The organism is Streptococcus sp. VT 162 (genome assembly GCA_000688775.2).
In the GTDB taxonomy this organism is placed as follows: domain Bacteria; phylum Bacillota; class Bacilli; order Lactobacillales; family Streptococcaceae; genus Streptococcus.
The window spans coordinates 1,527,054-1,543,513 of record CP007628.2 but is presented as its reverse complement, the minus strand read 5'-3'; the positions used below and the strand labels follow the sequence as shown (position 1 = coordinate 1,543,513).

Genomic DNA, 16,460 nt, shown 5'->3' with positions numbered 1-16,460 from the left:
GGTTTTGATGTATTACTTTATCCCAGCTTGGTATGGCAAGGAGCGTCCCTGGCATGCTGATTTGACACCCTGGTATTATTCTCATTTTAAGCTAGAATTTGATGACACCTTTAATCAGATTCGCTTGATGCAACGCCAAGGGATCTCTGCACAGGTCCTCCTTTTGTCCTATCAGCCTCATCTGCGCTATTTTCTCCATCGCCAAGGCATTTTAGAAGCACCGGTTTATTCCTTATTTGATGAATTGCAGGATTTTCATAAGATTCGACCGCAGGTCTTGCAGCTCAGAGATATTGAGTGGGATAAGGATTGCGACTTTGTTTACAGTCCCTTTACTATTCTGGTGCTGAAGAATGGCAAGCCCTATGCTCAGGTGGAGCATGGAATTGAAGGTTTCATCAGTACGATTCAGTATTTCAAGGAAGATGGGCTATTGTCTGCTAATTACCTGATGGATGATCGGGGCCTGGTTTCCAGTGTGATTTACTACGAAGAGGGTCAGGCTCTCTGCCAAGACTACCTCAATCCCAAGGGACTGTGGCAGTTTAGAGAGCATTTGCAAGATGGGGGCCGTATCGAGGTCAATCCTATCTTTGCTTTTCGCTTCCAAAAAGAGGCCTACCGAGATATGGGGGAATTGATTTCGGAGTTTTTTGAGAAGAGATTAGCTCAACTCCCTGAGGAAGGAGCGACCTATTTTCTGCCTGCTTGTGATCAGCACAATGACTTCCTTTTAGAACGATTGCCTCACCAAACCACTAAGGTTCTCAGCCTTTTTATCGGACGAAATCCCCAAGAGAAACTACCTCAGTTGGCGAATTTGTTGCCTAAGGTGGACCTTGTTCTGGTCGACAGAGAGGACACCTTGCACTTGGCTCAGTCTGCCTTTCCAAATCAAGCAACGAAGTTTCGTCATTTATCGCCTTTTGATACCCGCTTGGAGCTGGGAAAGAGCCAGACTCGGAAGGAGTCGCTCATCTACTATCAACTGGACTTTGAGCAGGGGATAGAGGACCAAGAGCTCTATCAGGTCTTGCATTTCCTTTCTGAAAACAAGGATACAGAGCTGGTCTTTGGAGCATTTGCTGCTAGTCAAGAAGAAGTGAAGCAGCTGGAAACACGAGTTGCTGAGATGGTCTCAGAGCAGTTTCAAGACCAGGAACTGGAGAAGGAAGTTGATTACCAAGGAGCCGAAAATCCGCTTGAGGACAATCGCCATCAGAGCAAGCGCTATTCGTTTGTCAATATGAAGGATGAATCGGAGTTAATCAAGCAGCTGGAATTTGTTCGTTTGATTGTCGATTTGAACAGGCAACCTCTTCTTTATACCCAGATAGCGGGGATCAGTGCTGGTATCCCTCAAATCAATAGGGTCAAAACAGAGTATGTCAGCCATCAGAAGAATGGCTATCTGTTGGAAAATATAGCTGATTTTGCGCAAGCTGCCCATTACTATCTCGATAGCCTGCAGGTGTGGAATGATGCTCTGATCCATTCCATCGAAAAGATAAAGGAACACACTGGGGAGCAATTCCTGATCAAGCTAGAAAAGTGGTTGGAGGAGGTGACTCATGGAAAAGAAGTATAAGATCTTGCAAATCGGTCCTGAGGATTGGCGGGATACACTTGCCCTACCAGCCCAACTAGACTGGTATCATGTTCCTCCCAACACACCGTCTGCCATCCAGAAAATCATGGATGAGAATGACCTGGATCACTTTCATGCTGTCATTCTCACGGATGGGGCTTACCTAGTAGATTTGTTGCCTTTTGCATCTAGCTTGGAACCCTATACAGTTTTCTATCCAGAACCGTTTGTAAGTCAGGATAAAAACATTCAGAAGTTCATAAAACAGCACTGCATGCAGGCGATGGACCTGTCAGACCGACAGGGCTTTGTTCGGGACCTTTCCACCTCCCTCTTTGAAGGTGGTTATGGGGACAAGCTGAGTCCAGCTACGATACGGATTCACCCTAGATTCCAAGGATCTATCTCCTATCAAGGATTTGAGCATCTGGAATTAGAAGGTGATTTTGGGAAAACCTATACCCAGCTAGTCTCTTGGGCCTATAATCAGTCTGTCCAAGCCCATGCACCTATTGAACTCTGGCTCGAATATGAAAAGACTGAGACGGTAGACTTGCGCCTGCGTTTGCGAAAAATCCCAGCAGGCTCTATCTCAGAGATTAGTCAGGACATTCTCCTTGAGGAAGCAGACTTTTCCCAAGCAATCATTGTGGAACAAGACTATGACGCTTATCTGAGCATTTCTCTTGAAGCGCGTGGTCAGGGAAAGGTCAACATCGGCAATCTCCACCAACGCTGGAGCCGGAAACAGTTTGGAAAATTTGTTCTCGGAGGCAATATCCTACATGACAAAAAACGTGAGGAAATCAACTATTTCCTTCACCCAGGAGATTTCAAGCCTCCTCTAGCAGTCTATTTTTCTGGTTACCGTCCCGCAGAGGGTTTTGAGGGTTACTGGATGATGAAGAATCTCCAATGCCCCTTTCTCCTCTTTTCGGACCCTCGATTAGAAGGAGGAGCCTTTTACCTAGGAAGTGAGGAATTGGAAGATAAGATTCAAGCAACCATCCAGTACTATTTAGATTATCTAGGTTTGGATAGAAGTGACTTGATCTTATCTGGGCTGTCAATGGGAACCTTCCCGGCCCTCTATTATGGTTCTCACTTTGAGCCCAAAGGAATCGTAGTCGGAAAACCCTTGACAAATCTAGGAACCATCGCACAGAGGGGGCGACTAGAAGCGCCAGGAGTTTTCCCGACCAGCTTTGATGTCTTGCACCTTCAGACAGGAGGAGTGAGCCAAAAAGACATGAAGGAATTGGATCAACGTTTTTGGACCCGATTTAAACAAGCTGATTTTTCCCAGACGACCTTTGGTCTTTCTTACATGAAGGACGAGGATATGGATAGTGGAGCCTATGACCAGCTAGTGGAGACACTTTGTCAGACAGGAGCCAAGATCTTGTCCAAAGGTACCGCAGGTCGACACAATGATGACACAGGTACAAACGTTTCCTGGTTTATTCATTTTTACAAGATGATACTAGAAGAATACGGAAGAGGTGAGACATGATTATCATTAAGAGAGAGGATATTAGGTGGGGCGAGATGGGAGCCACTTATCTTTATGGCAGCCAGATCACCTATCATGCAGATGGTAGCGTTACACTAAAAAACCCTTTACTGGCTTCAGGTGAAACCCTTAAAACCTGGTTTTCCAGTGTCAACTACCAGGCTACCAGAAGCCAACCGAGCCTCCCTCTTCTCAAGAAAACTCTCACCTACCGTCTCTCTATGAAGATGCAGGTTCAACCGACCAATGGCCTCTATCTCAAACTGACCTTTTTAAACCGTTATGAGGAAATCATCGAGGAGAAGATTGAAAGACAATTTTCTTTTAGCTTCACCTATCCTGAAGCGGCCTACACCTACCGCCTTTCCTTGATTAGCGCAGGTTTTGAGGCTCTTGACTTTGTTTCGTTTTCTATTGAGGAGGATGCTGGTGTTTAATCGTTTGTATCAGGAAAGACAACTGAGAAAGGTCAAGAAACTTTTAAGCCAAATCAACGCCCTCAAAGAAGAGATGGCTGCCCTCAGTGATGAGGAAATGGCTGCAAAGACAGAGGAGTTTCGCCAGCGCCTTGCCCAGGGAGAAACCTTGGATGAGCTATTGGTAGAAGCCTATGCCCTTGTCCGTGAGGCCGATAAACGTGTCTTGGGTCTCTTTCCCTATGATGTGCAGGTCATGGGAGCCATTGTGATCCACCAAGGAAATGTGGCTGAGATGAATACGGGTGAAGGTAAGACCTTGACTGCAACCATGCCCCTCTACCTCAATGCCCTAACGGGAAAAGGCAGTATGTTAGTCACGACCAATGACTATCTGGCTAGACGGGACGCAAGTGAAATGGGCCCAGTCTACCAATTTTTAGGTCTAACTGTCGGTCTGCCCTTTTCAGAGGATCCAAAAGAGGACTTGACTGCCGAAGAGAAAAGAAAGATCTACACCTCAGACATCGTCTACACAACCAATAGTGTACTGGGATTTGACTATCTCAATGACAATCTTGCCTCCACTCGTGAGGGGAAATTCCTGCCTCCCTTTAACTATGTCATCATTGATGAGATCGATGATATTCTACTCGATAGTGCCCAAACTCCCTTGATTATCGCAGGTTCTCCCCGCGTCCAGTCTAACTATTATGGGATGATTGATACCCTAGTGACGACCTTGGTTGAGGGAGAAGACTACATCTACAAGGAAGAAAAAGACCAGGTTTGGTTGACCCGAAAAGGTGCCCATACGGTCGAAGGTTTCCTAGGAATCGATCATCTCTATAAGGAAGAGTACGCCAGTTATGTTCGGCATCTGGTCTATGCTCTTAGAGCCCATACGCTCTTTACCAAGGACAAGGACTACCTGGTTCGAGGGCAAGAGATGGTTTTGCTGGATAAGAGCACAGGGCGTTTGATGGAAATGACCAAGCTTCAAGGTGGTCTTCATCAAGCCATCGAAGCCAAGGAACATGTGAAGCTTTCTCCTGAAACCAGAGCCATGGCTTCAATCACCTACCAGAGTCTCTTTAAGATGTTTCGCAAAATCTCAGGTATGACAGGAACGGGAAAGGTTGCAGAAAAAGAGTTTTTCGAAACCTACAACATGGCCGTCATTCGCATCCCAACCAATCGCCCACTTAGGCGAATGGACCATCCGGACAATCTCTATGTGACCCTCCCTGAGAAGGTGTATGCTTCTCTCGATGCTATCAAGACTTACCACGCCAAAGGCAATCCACTCCTGATTTTTGTCGGATCTGTAGAAATGTCCCAGCTTTACTCGTCCTTGCTCTTGCGAGAGGGGATTTCCCACAATGTCCTTAATGCCAATCATGCGGCGCGTGAAGCCCAAATCATCGCAGAGTCTGGACAGATGGGGGCAGTGACCGTTGCGACTTCTATGGCAGGTCGAGGGACAGATATCAAACTAGGTACAGGAGTCGCAGAATTGGGCGGTTTGATTGTGATTGGTACCGAGCGGATGGAGAGCCGACGAATTGACCTGCAAATCAGAGGTCGTTCTGGCCGCCAGGGCGATCCAGGCATGTCTCAATTTTTCGTGTCGCTTGAAGATGATGTGATCAAAAAGTTCGGGCCGTCTTGGGTTCACGACCTGTATCAAGACTACCAAGTGGAAGATATCAGCAAACCTATCCTACTCAAGGCTCGCAAGTACCGCAATCTCGTCAGAAAAGCCCAAGAGGCTAGTGATAGTGCCAGTCGCTCAGTACGCAGACAAACCTTAGAGTATGCGGAAAGCGTCAATATCCAGCGTCAGATGGTCTACCAAGAAAGAGATCGCTTGCTGGATGGGAGCCGTGATTTAGAGCATATTCTTGAGGACATACTAGCAGACTATACCAAACAAATCTCAGAAAAAGCCTATAGCAGTCCCCAAGAGCTCTTTCACTTCATCGTGACCAATATTAGCTTTGGGATGAGAGAATTACCGGCTGATCTGGATTTAGCTGATGCAGATCAGATTCGGGAGTTACTAGAGAAAATAATAGCCAAGGAAATCGCAGCTAAAAAGGAAGTCCTCCAACCTCACCAGCTTTATGACTCTTTTCTGAGAATATCCATGCTCAAGGCTATTGATGACAACTGGGTTGAGCAAGTCGACTATCTCCAACAGCTCAGTCTAGCAATTGGGAGCCAGTCTGCTTCTCAAAAGAACCCTATCGTGGAGTACTATCAGGAGGCTTATGCAGGCTTTGAAATCATGAAGCAACAAATCCGTACAGATATGGTTCGCAATCTTCTCATGGGGATTGTGGAAGTAACGCCCAAAGGTGAGATTCTCACCCATTTTCCATAAAAAGAGGATCATATGACAATTTACAACATAAATCTAGGAATCGGTTGGGCGAGTAGTGGTGTCGAGTATGCCCAGGCCTACCGAGCAGGGATTCTTAGAAGTTTAGACCTAGCATCTAAGTTTATCTTTACCGACTTGATTTTGGCAGATAATATCCAGCATTTAACGGCCAATATCGGCTTTGCGGATGATCAGGTAATCTGGCTTTACAATCATTTTACAGATATCAAGCTAGCCCCGACCAGTGTCACAGTTGACGAAGTCTTGGCCTCTTTCGGTGGCCTTGAGAGTCATAGGGAGCAAGATGGCAAGATCTTGCGTGTCTACTTTTCAGATGAGGATAAATTTGTGACCTGCTACTTGGTAGACTCGGCTAAGAATCTAGTACAGCATGCAGAGTATGTGTTTGGGGGGAACTTGATTCGCAAGGATTATTTCTCCTACACACGTTACTGTACAGAATATTTCGCGCCCAAAGACCAGATGGCTAGGCTCTATCAACGAAGCTTTTTCAATGAAGACGGCAGCACCGCTTACGATATCTTGCTGACTGAAGGCCAGGAAGAGGTCTATCGATTTAAGGACCGGATTCTGTACGGAAAACCAGCCCTTATGCGCTATTTTATGCAAAGTTTGAACTTGAGCAAGTCTGATTTGGTCATCTTGGATAGGGAAACAGGGATTGGTCAGGCTGTTTTTGAAGAAGCACAAAAGGCCCATCTAGCAGTTGTCGTTCACGCAGAACACTATAGTGAAAATGCTAGTAACGAAGACTATCTCCTCTGGAATAACTATTATGAGTATCAGTTTACAAATGCAGACAAGGTCGATTGTTTTATCGTGTCTACGGATCGGCAGAAGGAGATTCTCGAAGGTCAATTTGCCCAGTACAGCCAGCATCGCCCACGAATCGTCACGATTCCAGTTGGGAGCATTGATCAGCTGACTGATCCTGCTAGGGAACGCAAACCCTTTTCTCTCATTACGGCTTCGCGTCTAGCCAAGGAAAAACACATTGACTGGCTCGTCAAGGCGGTTATCCAAGCGCATCAAGTCCTCCCTGAGCTCACCTTTGACATTTATGGTAGTGGGGGTGAGGAGTCCCTTTTAAGGGAAATCATCACGGCTCACCAAGCGGAGAACTATATCCAGCTCAAGGGGCATGCAGACCTGGCTCAGATCTATCCCCAGTATGAGGTCTATCTGACAGCCTCAACCAGTGAAGGCTTTGGTCTGACCTTGATGGAGGCAGTTGGTTCAGGCTTGCCCCTGATTGGCTTTGATGTGCCTTATGGCAACCAAACCTTTATCCAGGACGGTCAAAATGGCTACTTGATTCCAAGTTCAGACGACCATGTTGAAATGGAAATTAAAAGGGCCTTCGCGGAAAAGATCTGCCAGCTCTATCAGGAAAATCATTTGCCAGCTATGCGAACAGCATCTTATGACCTAGCGAGAGAATTTTTAACAGACAAAGTAAGGGACAAGTGGAAGAAAACGATAGAGGAGGTCCTGCATGATTCAACTATTTGATCGATATGGCCAGGAAAGTCGAGATTTACATGAAAGTCTAGAAGCTGCTGGCCTGTCCCATGTCACGGTTGTGATCGAGCCAGATGGCTTTCTCCCAGATGGGATTCTTTCTCCCTTTACCTACTATCTAGGTTACGAGTCGGGAAAAGCTCTTTATTTCAACCAAGTAGCTGTACCTGAATTTTGGGAGATTGCGGGTAATAACCAGTTTGCGCATATCCTAGAGGATTCTCGGGAGAGGGGCGTGATTCACTATGTGGAGGCTCCTCAGGCCCGTCTGGTCAAGCAAGTCGACTGGAAGGACCTATCTGGTCGCATCTACCAAGCAGACCACTATAACCGATACGGAGCCTGCTTTGCCAAGACCACCTATAGTGCAGATGGACAGGCTATCCTGACCAAGTACCAGGATGCAAAGGGACAGGAAATTGTACTAGAAAACCATGTGACAGGCGATATCCTCCTAACCTTGCCCGGACAAGCCCTGCGCCATTTTAAAAATCGAGTAGAATTCACGATTTTCTTTTTGCAAGACTTAGGAATCGACACTCGCCACCTTCTCTTTAACACTCTCGCAACCTCTTTCTTGGTCTCATACCATTATCCAGACAAGAGTGGACGGGACACTTTAGTCTGGCAAGAACCGCTAGATGATTGTCTTCCTGGGAATATGCAGCTGCTCTTGGAGCAAGAGGAGCTGAGAGCCAAGCAGATCCTCATACCAGATAAGGCTACCTATGAAAAGGCCTTGGCCTTGACCAACCCAGCCTATCATGACAAGTTTTTCCATCTAGGTTATCATTATCAATTTAAGAGAGAAAATTTCGTTCGACCAGATGCCTTGATCGTTACCAACTCAGATCAGATCCAGCATATCGAAACTCTGATTGAGTCCTTGCCAATGGTGACCTTCCGAATCGCGGCAGTGACTGAAATGTCGTCCAAGTTGCTGACCTTGCTTTCCTATCCCAATGTCGTTCTCTATCAAAACGCTAGTCCGCAAAAGATTCGAGAACTCTACCAGCTGTCGGATCTCTATCTAGACATCAATTACGGAAACGAGCTTTTGGATGCTGCCCGTCAAGCCTTCGAGCACAATATGCTCATCCTAGCCTTTGACCAGACAGCTCATAACAGACTTTACACAGCTCCAGAACACCTCTTTGATGTGCAGGCTGTTGGAGACATGATTGTGAGGATTCAAGAAGCTCTCAGCAGTCTTGACAAGATGGGCCAAGCCCTTGGACATCAAGGCCGCCATGCCAACTATGTGGACTTGGCTACTTACCAAGAGAGGATGGAAAGGATAATAGGGGAAGGACATGACTAAAAAAGATTTATTTTACAAGGATGTCGAAGGACGTATGGAAGAGTTAAAGCAAGGAGCGCTTAAGAAAGAAAAGCCTACCCGAGGAGAAAAGATCAGTAAAACCTTCTCCATTTTACTCGGCTTGCTCATCCTTCTTACCCTGATCTTTACATTATTAGGAATCTTGAGGTGAAAATGATGGAAGTTTTGATGCTTATAGGAATAATCCTAGCCGTCGCCTTAATTGTCCTGGTTCTCATCCAACCTCGCCAAAGCCAACTCTTTTCCATGGATGCGACTAGCAATATCGGAAAACCAGGCTACTGGCAGAACAACCGCTTGGTGAAAGTTTTAACTCTCTTGATTAGCATAGCCTTGTTTGTATTGCTCCTCGTTTTTATGTTGGTGACCTATCAGTAAGGATGCAGTTCCATTCACAGATGAGGAAAACTAAACACGAAAAAAAGATCCAAGCAAATCGGAGGATAGAATGGAAGAACTAATGAATGAAAAAATTATCGAAATCGTGCATCAAGCCAACGATATGATTCCAGTAGAGTGGGATGATTTGTATATTGTAATTGAAATGGACAAAACATTTAGTGGAGAAGTTTATTTTTATTTTAAATATAAGAATGAATATCACTATTATTTATACATTCCTAGAGATTTTGGTGTAGATAAATTCGAAATTTATAGTCAAACAGATCGATTGTTTGAGAAGTCGCAAGAATTAAAAAAAGTATTTGTTGAGAACGACTTGGCAGATTGGTATATTTGTATTATTCACTTAGATGAAAATAATAAATTATCAGTAGACTTCGATTATGCCCCATGGTTGGAAAGTGGTTATGGTCCAAGTGCTCGAATGGACTTGTTTGAATATAAATATCTCGGCAAGCAACCAGCTAATGAAAAAGAACTAGAACAGTTCAAGGCTATGGAAGCCTTCCAAAGAGAACATAATGGGAAATAGTTTGTTTGATAAAAGACCACCATTTAGGTGGTCTTTTGTGGTTTATCAAACGCTGGTCCATAAGGTTTATGGTATACTGGGATTGTAGAGCCAGCAAACTTTAAGAGGAGAATCAAATGAAATACGATAAAATTAAAATTGCACAGGAAATTGCAAGGGCTGTAGGGGGAGTTCCTCAAGCCTATACATTTAGAAATCACGATAACAAATTAGATTTATTCATTGGAGAGAATTGTCCGGATGATTATTTAACAACTGCAGCAACAATCGGTTTATCAGAATATACCATTTATCGTCGAATAAATGGTAAGCCTTTAAGAGTTGAAATCATTGGAGCAGCTGATGCGGAGCTGGAATATTTTCCAAATATTATAGCAGACTGTGGTTTTAATATTGTGAGGGGAGAGTACAGCATCTCTCCAGGTGCAGTCTATCCAAATATTATTAGAAATTACTATCCCAATGCGAAAGTAAATCATATATTCTTCACTCAGCCTTTCTTGTGGGATTTAGAATCTTTTGATTTTGATGAAGAGTATGTTACGTGGTTACAAGCTATCCCGATTACAGAAGCTGAGCTTCAATTTATAGAAAAGCATGGAGCCGAAGTGGGAGCACAGAAGTTAGAGGAATTGTTTGAAGAACATCAGATAGATGTTTATGATTTTATGAGACCTTCTGTAGTGTAATAAATTTTTTATCTTCGTCTAGGGGGTCGGAGGGGAGTTTTTCCTATTTTTAACCTCATCAATATCAGTTGTGAGTCCAACCTCGCTCCCAGTTGACATGCGACCTTCGTAATTGGAAATAAGGCACGAAATTGGAGAAAAGACCACCTTAATGGTGGTCTTTTCTGGTTTATCAAACGTTGGTCTATAGGTTTTATGGTATACTAGGTTTGTAGAGCCAGCAAACTTTAGTGACAACTTTACAAAAAGTGGTGCCCGTGTCCACAATGCATCTGATGATGTCGCTCGAGGCATGAAAGAAGCGGCAGAACAAGTCGGCAAGAAAGCAATTAAAGAATTCCGCCAAGAAGCCAGCGAGCAGTTGGCTAAGCATAGTGATGATGTAGCGAGTACTTCTAAAGGAATTTCAAAAGAAGAATATAATTCTCTTCGCAAGAAAACACCAAGTCAAGAGATACGCGATCATGTCAATAATATTGATGGAGAAAAATTTGATCCAATTTATGGTTATCCAGTTGAAACCCTCGAAGCAGACCATATTGTCTCTATGAAAGAAATTACCGAAATGGATGGATTTGCTCCTCTATCTGATGTTGATAAGGTAGAGGTTTTGAATCTTGAGGATAATTTTATGGGATTAGGTAAACCTACCAATAGTTCCAAAGGGTCTAAAACTTGGAGTGATTGGCAGGGGCATTCCAAATTAGGAGATATTCCGGCTGAGATAAGAGAAAAAATGATAGCTTTGGAGCGTGAAGCTAGAACTAAGCTACAAAATGAAATTTTCAGGAGTTTGAAAAATGACGGAAGTGCTTGATACAAAAGTAGAGAAGAATGGTTTGATCTTTTACGGGACATTCTCTGAAGGTCTTTTTGAGGAATGGCTCAAAGTTGTGAATGTACTGCCCTCGAAGGAACGAATACAAGATGGCCTGCTAATACAAATCGGTTTCAGCATATATAAACTTGCTCAATTGAACATGGACCAATTTAGGATAGTGTCAGTCAACTATGAAACAAATCCTTTTAAAGAGTTTACTGATGATTTGACCTTGGCTCTTTGGATTCAGTCTGAACAAAGTACACTAGCTAAAGAGATTAAGATTGAAGTTTCTGAAATCAGATTTGATGAGAAAATAGTGTTGGCTAAAGGTGTCTTTGAGTGTGAACATTACTATTTGCAGAGACAAGATACTGATCGAAAAGGTGATTCGGGATGGTTTGTTGGCTATCAAAATCAAGATACAGATGATTTTGTTGCTATGTATGCTTTTGAAATATTGAAAAAGAATCCAAAACTAATAAAATCTTTGATTCTACCAGAGGACTACCTAGTAGTAGTTAATGGTGGAGATATTCAGACGATTCTGAATGAGCAAGATGAGGAAATTTTTTCCTCTTTGTAAAGCTACCCGACTTATTTGGGAGGGAAAGCAACCTATTTTAGATTTTCTACGAATGAGGGGAATAGCATCTAATATTTTTGTCTATAAACTGAAAAAGGAGGAAAAAATGTTAGAAAACTTTATAAAAGTGGCAGATATGCCCAAAGATGTTATTGAAAAATATAAAAATCAAGTTCCAGCTGAGTTGGTTCAAATTTGGCAGGAGGATGGTCTGGGAACCTTTTTAGATGGTTATTTGAAGGTGATTAATCCAGAGGATTATCTTGAACTTCTCCAAGATAGTTATTTCAGAGGAGATGTCGCTTTTCCTATGTTTGTAACAGCATTTGGAGATATTATTACTTGGGAAAAGAATACCTACGTGGGAATTGTCCAATATAATATTCAAGATTTGGATATTATGATTAAGCGTATGGACCGTTTCATAGAGTATGTTGATGATGAAGATTTCAAAGACGATTATTTCGATATTCCACTCTACAAAAAAGCGGTCGCCAAACATGGTCGATTAGCCTACGATGAGTGTTTCGGTTTTGTTCCTTTGCTGGCCTTGGGAGGCGTAAAAGATGTAGACCACATGGATAAGGTAAAAGTCTTGGAGCACATTTACCTCATGTACCAACTTACAGGCGGAGTAATGGACGACTAGGAGTTGCTATTTCTTTTTTGAGAACAGTGTGAGGGAATAAAATTCCCTTCCAAATGCAAAACAAAAGAACCTCAGAGGACTTCCTCTGAGGTTCTTTGCATTCTAGTTTCCATATTTCTGGTAAAAATCGACCTTGACCTGGATAAAAGTTTCGGCTTCGCGTAGTAGTTGCAGGAGAGTGGCACGGGTCTCAAATTCCTCACGTGTTTTAGGGAGACTCCGATTGCGGAAGACTTGCAGATAGCGTTCGATGTCATCAAGTAGGTCATGAGCAGGATTGGTCTGGCTTAGCTGGGCAGCAATCTTAGAAAAGAGCTGGGCCAAGATCAAACTCTCACTGGCGGCCAGGTGACAGGTATTAATCTGCTGAGCCATGTTTCGTAGGATGCGACTTTGTCGCTGTCTCATCTCAAAGTAGTGGATATGGTAGTCCGTCTGGTGAAAGAGATGATTCGAGTGATCCAAATAAACCAGCTTGAGGGCTTCATCGAGGAGCTTGTCTAATTGGTCAACGAGTTGGGCTTGATTGCGCCCGTCTCCTCTTGACAGATAGTATTTAAAGCGAAGCAAGATGTCTTTTAACTTTTCTTCGACCTGAAGGTGGTAACTTTGGATGGCTTTCTCACGAGAGGGCATGTAAAGGTTGACCAATAGAGCAAAGCTTGTCCCTATGAGAAAGAGGAGTACTTCATTAAGCAAGAGATCTGGGGAGGTAGACTCCTGTACCAAGAGATGACTGACCAAGACACTGCTAGGGGTGATGCCAATTTCCCAACCCATTTTGTAAGCAAGAGGGACATAGAGAGCCAGATAGAGGCCCAGACTCCAGATGTGAAAGCCCGTCAGCTGAAAGGCTAGAACACCGATAGCGAGCGCTAGGAGCATGGAAAAGAGGCGGTTACGTGCTAATTTCAGCGTGCTTCTGCGCGTGTCGGAGAGGCTTAAGAGAGCGATGATTCCAGCTGAAACTGCTGATGATAAATCTAAAAAATAAGCGAGAAAACAAGCGAGACAGGTCGCTAAGATCAGTTTTGTCGTACGTTGAGTGAGAGACATGAAAATTTCCTAAACTAATAGAGTCAAGTGTTTAACGAGGAGTCGGAGACTAGGGGCGAAGTTTTCGGTTTGTAGCATACTCGGCAACCGCTGTAAAGAGGACATCTGTTGAAGAGTTCAAGGCTGTTTCGCAGGAGTCTTGCACGACTCCGATCACAAAACCGACTCCGACAACCTGCATAGCCAAGTCGTTGGAAATCCCAAAGAGGCTACAAGCTACAGGAATAAGGAGAAGGGATCCCCCAGCGATTTCAGAGGCTCCGCAGGCAGAAATGGCAGCCACGACACTGAGCACAAATGCTGTCCCAAAGTCTACCGAGATTCCGAGTGTGTTGACAGCAGCCAGGGTCAGGACATTTATGGTAACTGCAGCGCCAGCCATATTGATGGTCGAACCAAGCGGGATGGAGACAGAGTAGGTGTCAGGATTCAGTCCCAAGTCTTGGCAGAGTTTCATATTGACAGGGATATTGGCGGCAGAGCTACGAGTGAAAAAGGCTGTAATACCACTGACACGTAGACATTTCAAAACAAGGGGATAGGGATTTTTCCTCATAAAGAGAAAGGCGATGAGCGGGTTGATGATGAGAGCAACAAAGGCCATAGTAGCAATCAAAAGTCCTAGGAGGACACCGTAGTTAGCCAAACTAGCAATGCCCTTGTCAGAGATGATCTTGAAAACCAAGCCTAAAATCCCAAAGGGAGCTAGGTTGATAATCCATTCTACGATTTTAGAGGTGACATCCGCCATGGTTTTCAGTAATTCTTTACTGTGTTTACTTGCCTCTCTCATAGCCAAGCCAAAGATAACTGCCCAAGAGAGAATCCCGATATAGTTGGCTTCAACAATGGCATTCAAGGGATTGTCCACCAGTTTGAGTAGTAGATTGCTGAGGACTTGACCAATACCATCAGGAGCAGCAACTTCTGTATTTGCGTTGGTCAGGGTGATTTGTACAGGCAGTAAGAAACTAGCTAGAACGGCTACCAATGCAGCAGCAAAGGTTCCGAGCAAGTATAGGAAAATAACCGTCTTCATATTGGTGTTTTGTCCCTTTTGGTGTTGGGAAAGGGCATTGGCAACAAGGGCAAAAACCAAAATAGGAGCGATGGCTTTCAGTCCACCTACAAAGAGATCTCCAAGCAGGCCAATTCCTGTAAGGTTTGGAAAGAGCATCCCCAATGTCGCTCCAAAAATCATTCCAATAAGGATTCGTTTGATGAGGCTTGCCTTGATCCAGGCTCTAATGATTCGTTTCATAGCAGTCTCCTTCAAAATGTATTGTTTATAATTATAGTATAAATATGCTATAGAGGCAAGTGATATTTTGAAAATAGGGCCGATAATTGAATAATTATGAAAGAAAAGAGAAGGACGATTTTATGGTATAATAGGGGAAAGGAGTTTTATATGCAAGATTTTTTTCAACGCTATTTTGATAAACTTGATTTAACAACCATGTTAGAGAATCTCTTAACCAAGGTGATTTCTCTTTTGATTTTGTTTTTACTATTTTATATAGCTAAAAAGATGCTTCATGCGACTGTACGAAAGATTGTCAAACCCTCACTTAAATTTTCAAATCGAGATGCAGGAAGACAAAAGACCATCTCGCGTTTGCTAGAGAATGTCTTTAATTACATTCTTTATTTCTTCTTGCTCTACTGTATCCTGTCTATTTTAGGACTGCCAGTTTCCAGCCTCCTTGCCGGTGCGGGGATTGCTGGGGTGGCCATTGGTATGGGGGCGCAAGGCTTTCTATCCGATGTCATTAATGGTTTCTTCATCCTTTTTGAACGCCAGCTTGATGTGGGTGATGAAGTCGTTCTCACAAATGGACCGATTACCGTTTCTGGAAAGGTCGTTAGCGTAGGGATCCGTACAACGCAACTGCGAGGTGACGATCAAGCCCTTCACTTTGTTCCCAATCGTAATATCACCGTCGTCAGCAATCTATCTCGTACTGAATAGGCCGGCTATTTTAGCAGATTTGTGGTACAATAGAAGGAGTTTGGTAAAGGAGAGAGTATGCTATTTGTAGAGAAAAAATTAGGTCACGATTGTACGTGGATAGACCTTGATGTGGACAAAATTAAAAACATGGAAGACCTTTCGGATGTCTATGGATTGGACAAGGAAACTATCGAGTATGCTCTGGATAGAAATGAGCGTGCCCACATGGACTATCACCGTGAAACGGGAACGGTAACCTTTATTTATAATGTTCTTGATTTAGAAAAAGACAAAGAATATTATGAAGCGATTCCGATGACCTTTATCGTTGAAAAACAACGGCTGATCACAATTAGCAATCACAAGAATAGTTATGTGATTAAACGTATGGCAACCTACCTTGAAAGCCATGAAGTTGTTTCAATCTACAAATTTCTTTTTGCCAGTTTAGAGATTATAAGCAATGCTTATTATCCAGTGATTGAAGAGATGGATAAAAGTAAGGATGAAATCAGTGCACTTCTTCGTCAGAAAACAACTAAAAAAAATCTCTTTGCCCTCTCTGACTTGGAAACTGGTATGGTTTACCTGACAGCAGCTGCCAAACAAAATCGTCTCCTCTTGGAACACATCCAAGGGCATGCTCTTTATCGCAATTTTAATGAGGTAGAAAGAGAGCAGTTTGACGATGCCATGATTGAAGCGCATCAGTTGGTTTCGATGACAGACTTGATTTCTCAAGTTTTGCAACAACTCTCAGCCTCTTACAACAACATCCTAAATAATAATCTAAATGATAATTTGACAACTTTGACAATTATCTCAGTCTTGCTAGCTATCCTTGCGGTTATTACAGGATTCTTCGGAATGAATGTTCCCTTACCGTTTGCAGATGAACCAAATGCTTGGATTTATATTTTGATAGCTAGTCTCATTTTATGGGTAGTCTTAGCCCAATATTTAAAGAATATTGCTAGAAATTAAA

Annotated in this window: 17 protein-coding genes; 15 read left to right on the top strand and 2 right to left on the bottom strand. The window is 43.4% G+C overall.

All coding sequences use genetic code 11. From position 1 onward, the window contains the following. The first annotated feature begins 7 nt into the window (after window positions 1-7). From V470_07730 to V470_07670, 13 genes are all read left to right on the top strand, one after another. Entirely contained in the window at window positions 8-1,588 is a 1,581-nt protein-coding gene (locus V470_07730) for an accessory secretory protein Asp1 (GenBank protein ID AHZ48303.1), read from the top strand. Continuing rightward, on the top strand, window positions 1,572-3,101 hold the full coding sequence (locus V470_07725) for an accessory secretory protein Asp2 (GenBank protein AHZ48302.1): 1,530 nt from the start codon (window positions 1,572-1,574) through the stop codon (window positions 3,099-3,101). Before V470_07730 ends, V470_07725 begins: the two co-directional genes overlap by 17 nt. Then, window positions 3,098-3,538: an accessory secretory protein Asp3 gene (locus V470_07720; protein AHZ48301.1), complete on the top strand. Its 441-nt coding sequence runs from the start codon at window positions 3,098-3,100 to the stop codon at window positions 3,536-3,538. The genes V470_07725 and V470_07720 overlap by 4 nt, the downstream gene beginning before the upstream one ends. Next, a complete protein-coding gene (locus V470_07715) occupies window positions 3,531-5,903 on the top strand; it encodes a preprotein translocase subunit SecA (GenBank protein AHZ48300.1) in 2,373 nt (790 codons plus the stop codon). Before V470_07720 ends, V470_07715 begins: the two co-directional genes overlap by 8 nt. A 12-nt stretch (window positions 5,904-5,915) precedes the next feature. Beyond that, a complete protein-coding gene (locus tag V470_07710; protein ID AHZ48299.1) occupies window positions 5,916-7,436 on the top strand; it encodes a glycosyl transferase family 4 in 1,521 nt (506 codons plus the stop codon). Continuing rightward, window positions 7,420-8,766 carry a glycosyltransferase gene (locus V470_07705; protein ID AHZ48298.1) on the top strand — a complete coding sequence of 449 codons (1,347 nt, stop codon included), beginning with the start codon at window positions 7,420-7,422 and terminating at the stop codon, window positions 8,764-8,766. Before V470_07710 ends, V470_07705 begins: the two co-directional genes overlap by 17 nt. Beyond that, window positions 8,759-8,938, top strand: coding sequence for a hypothetical protein (locus V470_07700; protein AHZ48297.1), 180 nt, complete (start codon window positions 8,759-8,761; stop codon window positions 8,936-8,938). The genes V470_07705 and V470_07700 overlap by 8 nt, the downstream gene beginning before the upstream one ends. A 2-nt stretch (window positions 8,939-8,940) precedes the next feature. Next, window positions 8,941-9,165, top strand: a complete 225-nt coding sequence (locus V470_07695) for an accessory secretory protein Asp5 (GenBank protein AHZ48296.1) — start codon at window positions 8,941-8,943, stop codon at window positions 9,163-9,165. A 70-nt stretch (window positions 9,166-9,235) separates the two neighbouring features. Beyond that, complete coding sequence (locus V470_07690) at window positions 9,236-9,721, top strand: hypothetical protein (protein ID AHZ48295.1); 486 nt, start codon at window positions 9,236-9,238, stop codon at window positions 9,719-9,721. A gap of 116 nt (window positions 9,722-9,837) precedes the next feature. Beyond that, on the top strand, window positions 9,838-10,410 hold the full coding sequence (locus V470_07685) for a hypothetical protein (GenBank protein AHZ48294.1): 573 nt from the start codon (window positions 9,838-9,840) through the stop codon (window positions 10,408-10,410). Window positions 10,411-10,702: 292 nt separating this feature from the next. Further along, window positions 10,703-11,227 (top strand): transposase, encoded by a 525-nt coding sequence (locus V470_07680; GenBank protein AHZ48293.1) that lies wholly within the window; start codon window positions 10,703-10,705, stop codon window positions 11,225-11,227. Then, on the top strand, window positions 11,211-11,816 hold the full coding sequence (locus V470_07675; GenBank protein ID AHZ48292.1) for a hypothetical protein: 606 nt from the start codon (window positions 11,211-11,213) through the stop codon (window positions 11,814-11,816). Before V470_07680 ends, V470_07675 begins: the two co-directional genes overlap by 17 nt. A 106-nt stretch (window positions 11,817-11,922) precedes the next feature. Beyond that, on the top strand, window positions 11,923-12,465 hold the full coding sequence (locus V470_07670) for a hypothetical protein (protein ID AHZ48291.1): 543 nt from the start codon (window positions 11,923-11,925) through the stop codon (window positions 12,463-12,465). 102 nt (window positions 12,466-12,567) lie between these two features. Here the strand turns inward: V470_07670 and V470_07665 are convergent, their stop codons facing one another. Together V470_07665 and V470_07660 are read right to left on the bottom strand one after the other, a co-directional pair. Beyond that, entirely contained in the window at window positions 12,568-13,521 is a 954-nt protein-coding gene (locus V470_07665) for a membrane protein (GenBank protein AHZ48290.1), read from the bottom strand. A gap of 49 nt (window positions 13,522-13,570) precedes the next feature. Next, the gene (locus tag V470_07660; GenBank protein AHZ48289.1) at window positions 13,571-14,782 is read right to left on the bottom strand and encodes a serine/threonine protein kinase; all 1,212 of its coding nucleotides are present in this window, start codon (window positions 14,780-14,782) and stop codon (window positions 13,571-13,573) included. A gap of 150 nt (window positions 14,783-14,932) precedes the next feature. Here V470_07660 and V470_07655 point away from each other — a divergent pair, with 150 nt between their 5' ends. After that, entirely contained in the window at window positions 14,933-15,493 is a 561-nt protein-coding gene (locus V470_07655; protein AHZ48288.1) for a small conductance mechanosensitive ion channel protein, read from the top strand. Window positions 15,494-15,550: 57 nt separating this feature from the next. After that, window positions 15,551-16,459: a magnesium transporter gene (locus V470_07650; protein ID AHZ48287.1), complete on the top strand. Its 909-nt coding sequence runs from the start codon at window positions 15,551-15,553 to the stop codon at window positions 16,457-16,459. Window position 16,460 lies beyond the last annotated feature (1 nt).

Bases quoted from the DNA above. Each gene is read 5' to 3' on its own strand.
- V470_07730 (AHZ48303.1), top strand. From the start codon at position 8: ATGTATTACTTTATCCCAGCTTGGTATGGCAAGGAGCGTCCCTGGCAT.
- V470_07725 (AHZ48302.1), top strand. From the start codon at position 1,572: ATGGAAAAGAAGTATAAGATCTTGCAAATCGGTCCTGAGGATTGGCGG.
- V470_07720 (AHZ48301.1), top strand. From the start codon at position 3,098: ATGATTATCATTAAGAGAGAGGATATTAGGTGGGGCGAGATGGGAGCC.
- V470_07710 (AHZ48299.1), top strand. From the start codon at position 5,916: ATGACAATTTACAACATAAATCTAGGAATCGGTTGGGCGAGTAGTGGT.
- V470_07705 (AHZ48298.1), top strand. From the start codon at position 7,420: ATGATTCAACTATTTGATCGATATGGCCAGGAAAGTCGAGATTTACAT.
- V470_07700 (AHZ48297.1), top strand. From the start codon at position 8,759: ATGACTAAAAAAGATTTATTTTACAAGGATGTCGAAGGACGTATGGAA.
- V470_07695 (AHZ48296.1), top strand. From the start codon at position 8,941: ATGATGGAAGTTTTGATGCTTATAGGAATAATCCTAGCCGTCGCCTTA.
- V470_07690 (AHZ48295.1), top strand. From the start codon at position 9,236: ATGGAAGAACTAATGAATGAAAAAATTATCGAAATCGTGCATCAAGCC.
- V470_07685 (AHZ48294.1), top strand. From the start codon at position 9,838: ATGAAATACGATAAAATTAAAATTGCACAGGAAATTGCAAGGGCTGTA.
- V470_07680 (AHZ48293.1), top strand. From the start codon at position 10,703: ATGAAAGAAGCGGCAGAACAAGTCGGCAAGAAAGCAATTAAAGAATTC.
- V470_07675 (AHZ48292.1), top strand. From the start codon at position 11,211: ATGACGGAAGTGCTTGATACAAAAGTAGAGAAGAATGGTTTGATCTTT.
- V470_07670 (AHZ48291.1), top strand. From the start codon at position 11,923: ATGTTAGAAAACTTTATAAAAGTGGCAGATATGCCCAAAGATGTTATT.
- V470_07665 (AHZ48290.1), bottom strand. From the start codon at position 13,521: ATGTCTCTCACTCAACGTACGACAAAACTGATCTTAGCGACCTGTCTC.
- V470_07660 (AHZ48289.1), bottom strand. From the start codon at position 14,782: ATGAAACGAATCATTAGAGCCTGGATCAAGGCAAGCCTCATCAAACGA.
- V470_07655 (AHZ48288.1), top strand. From the start codon at position 14,933: ATGCAAGATTTTTTTCAACGCTATTTTGATAAACTTGATTTAACAACC.
- V470_07650 (AHZ48287.1), top strand. From the start codon at position 15,551: ATGCTATTTGTAGAGAAAAAATTAGGTCACGATTGTACGTGGATAGAC.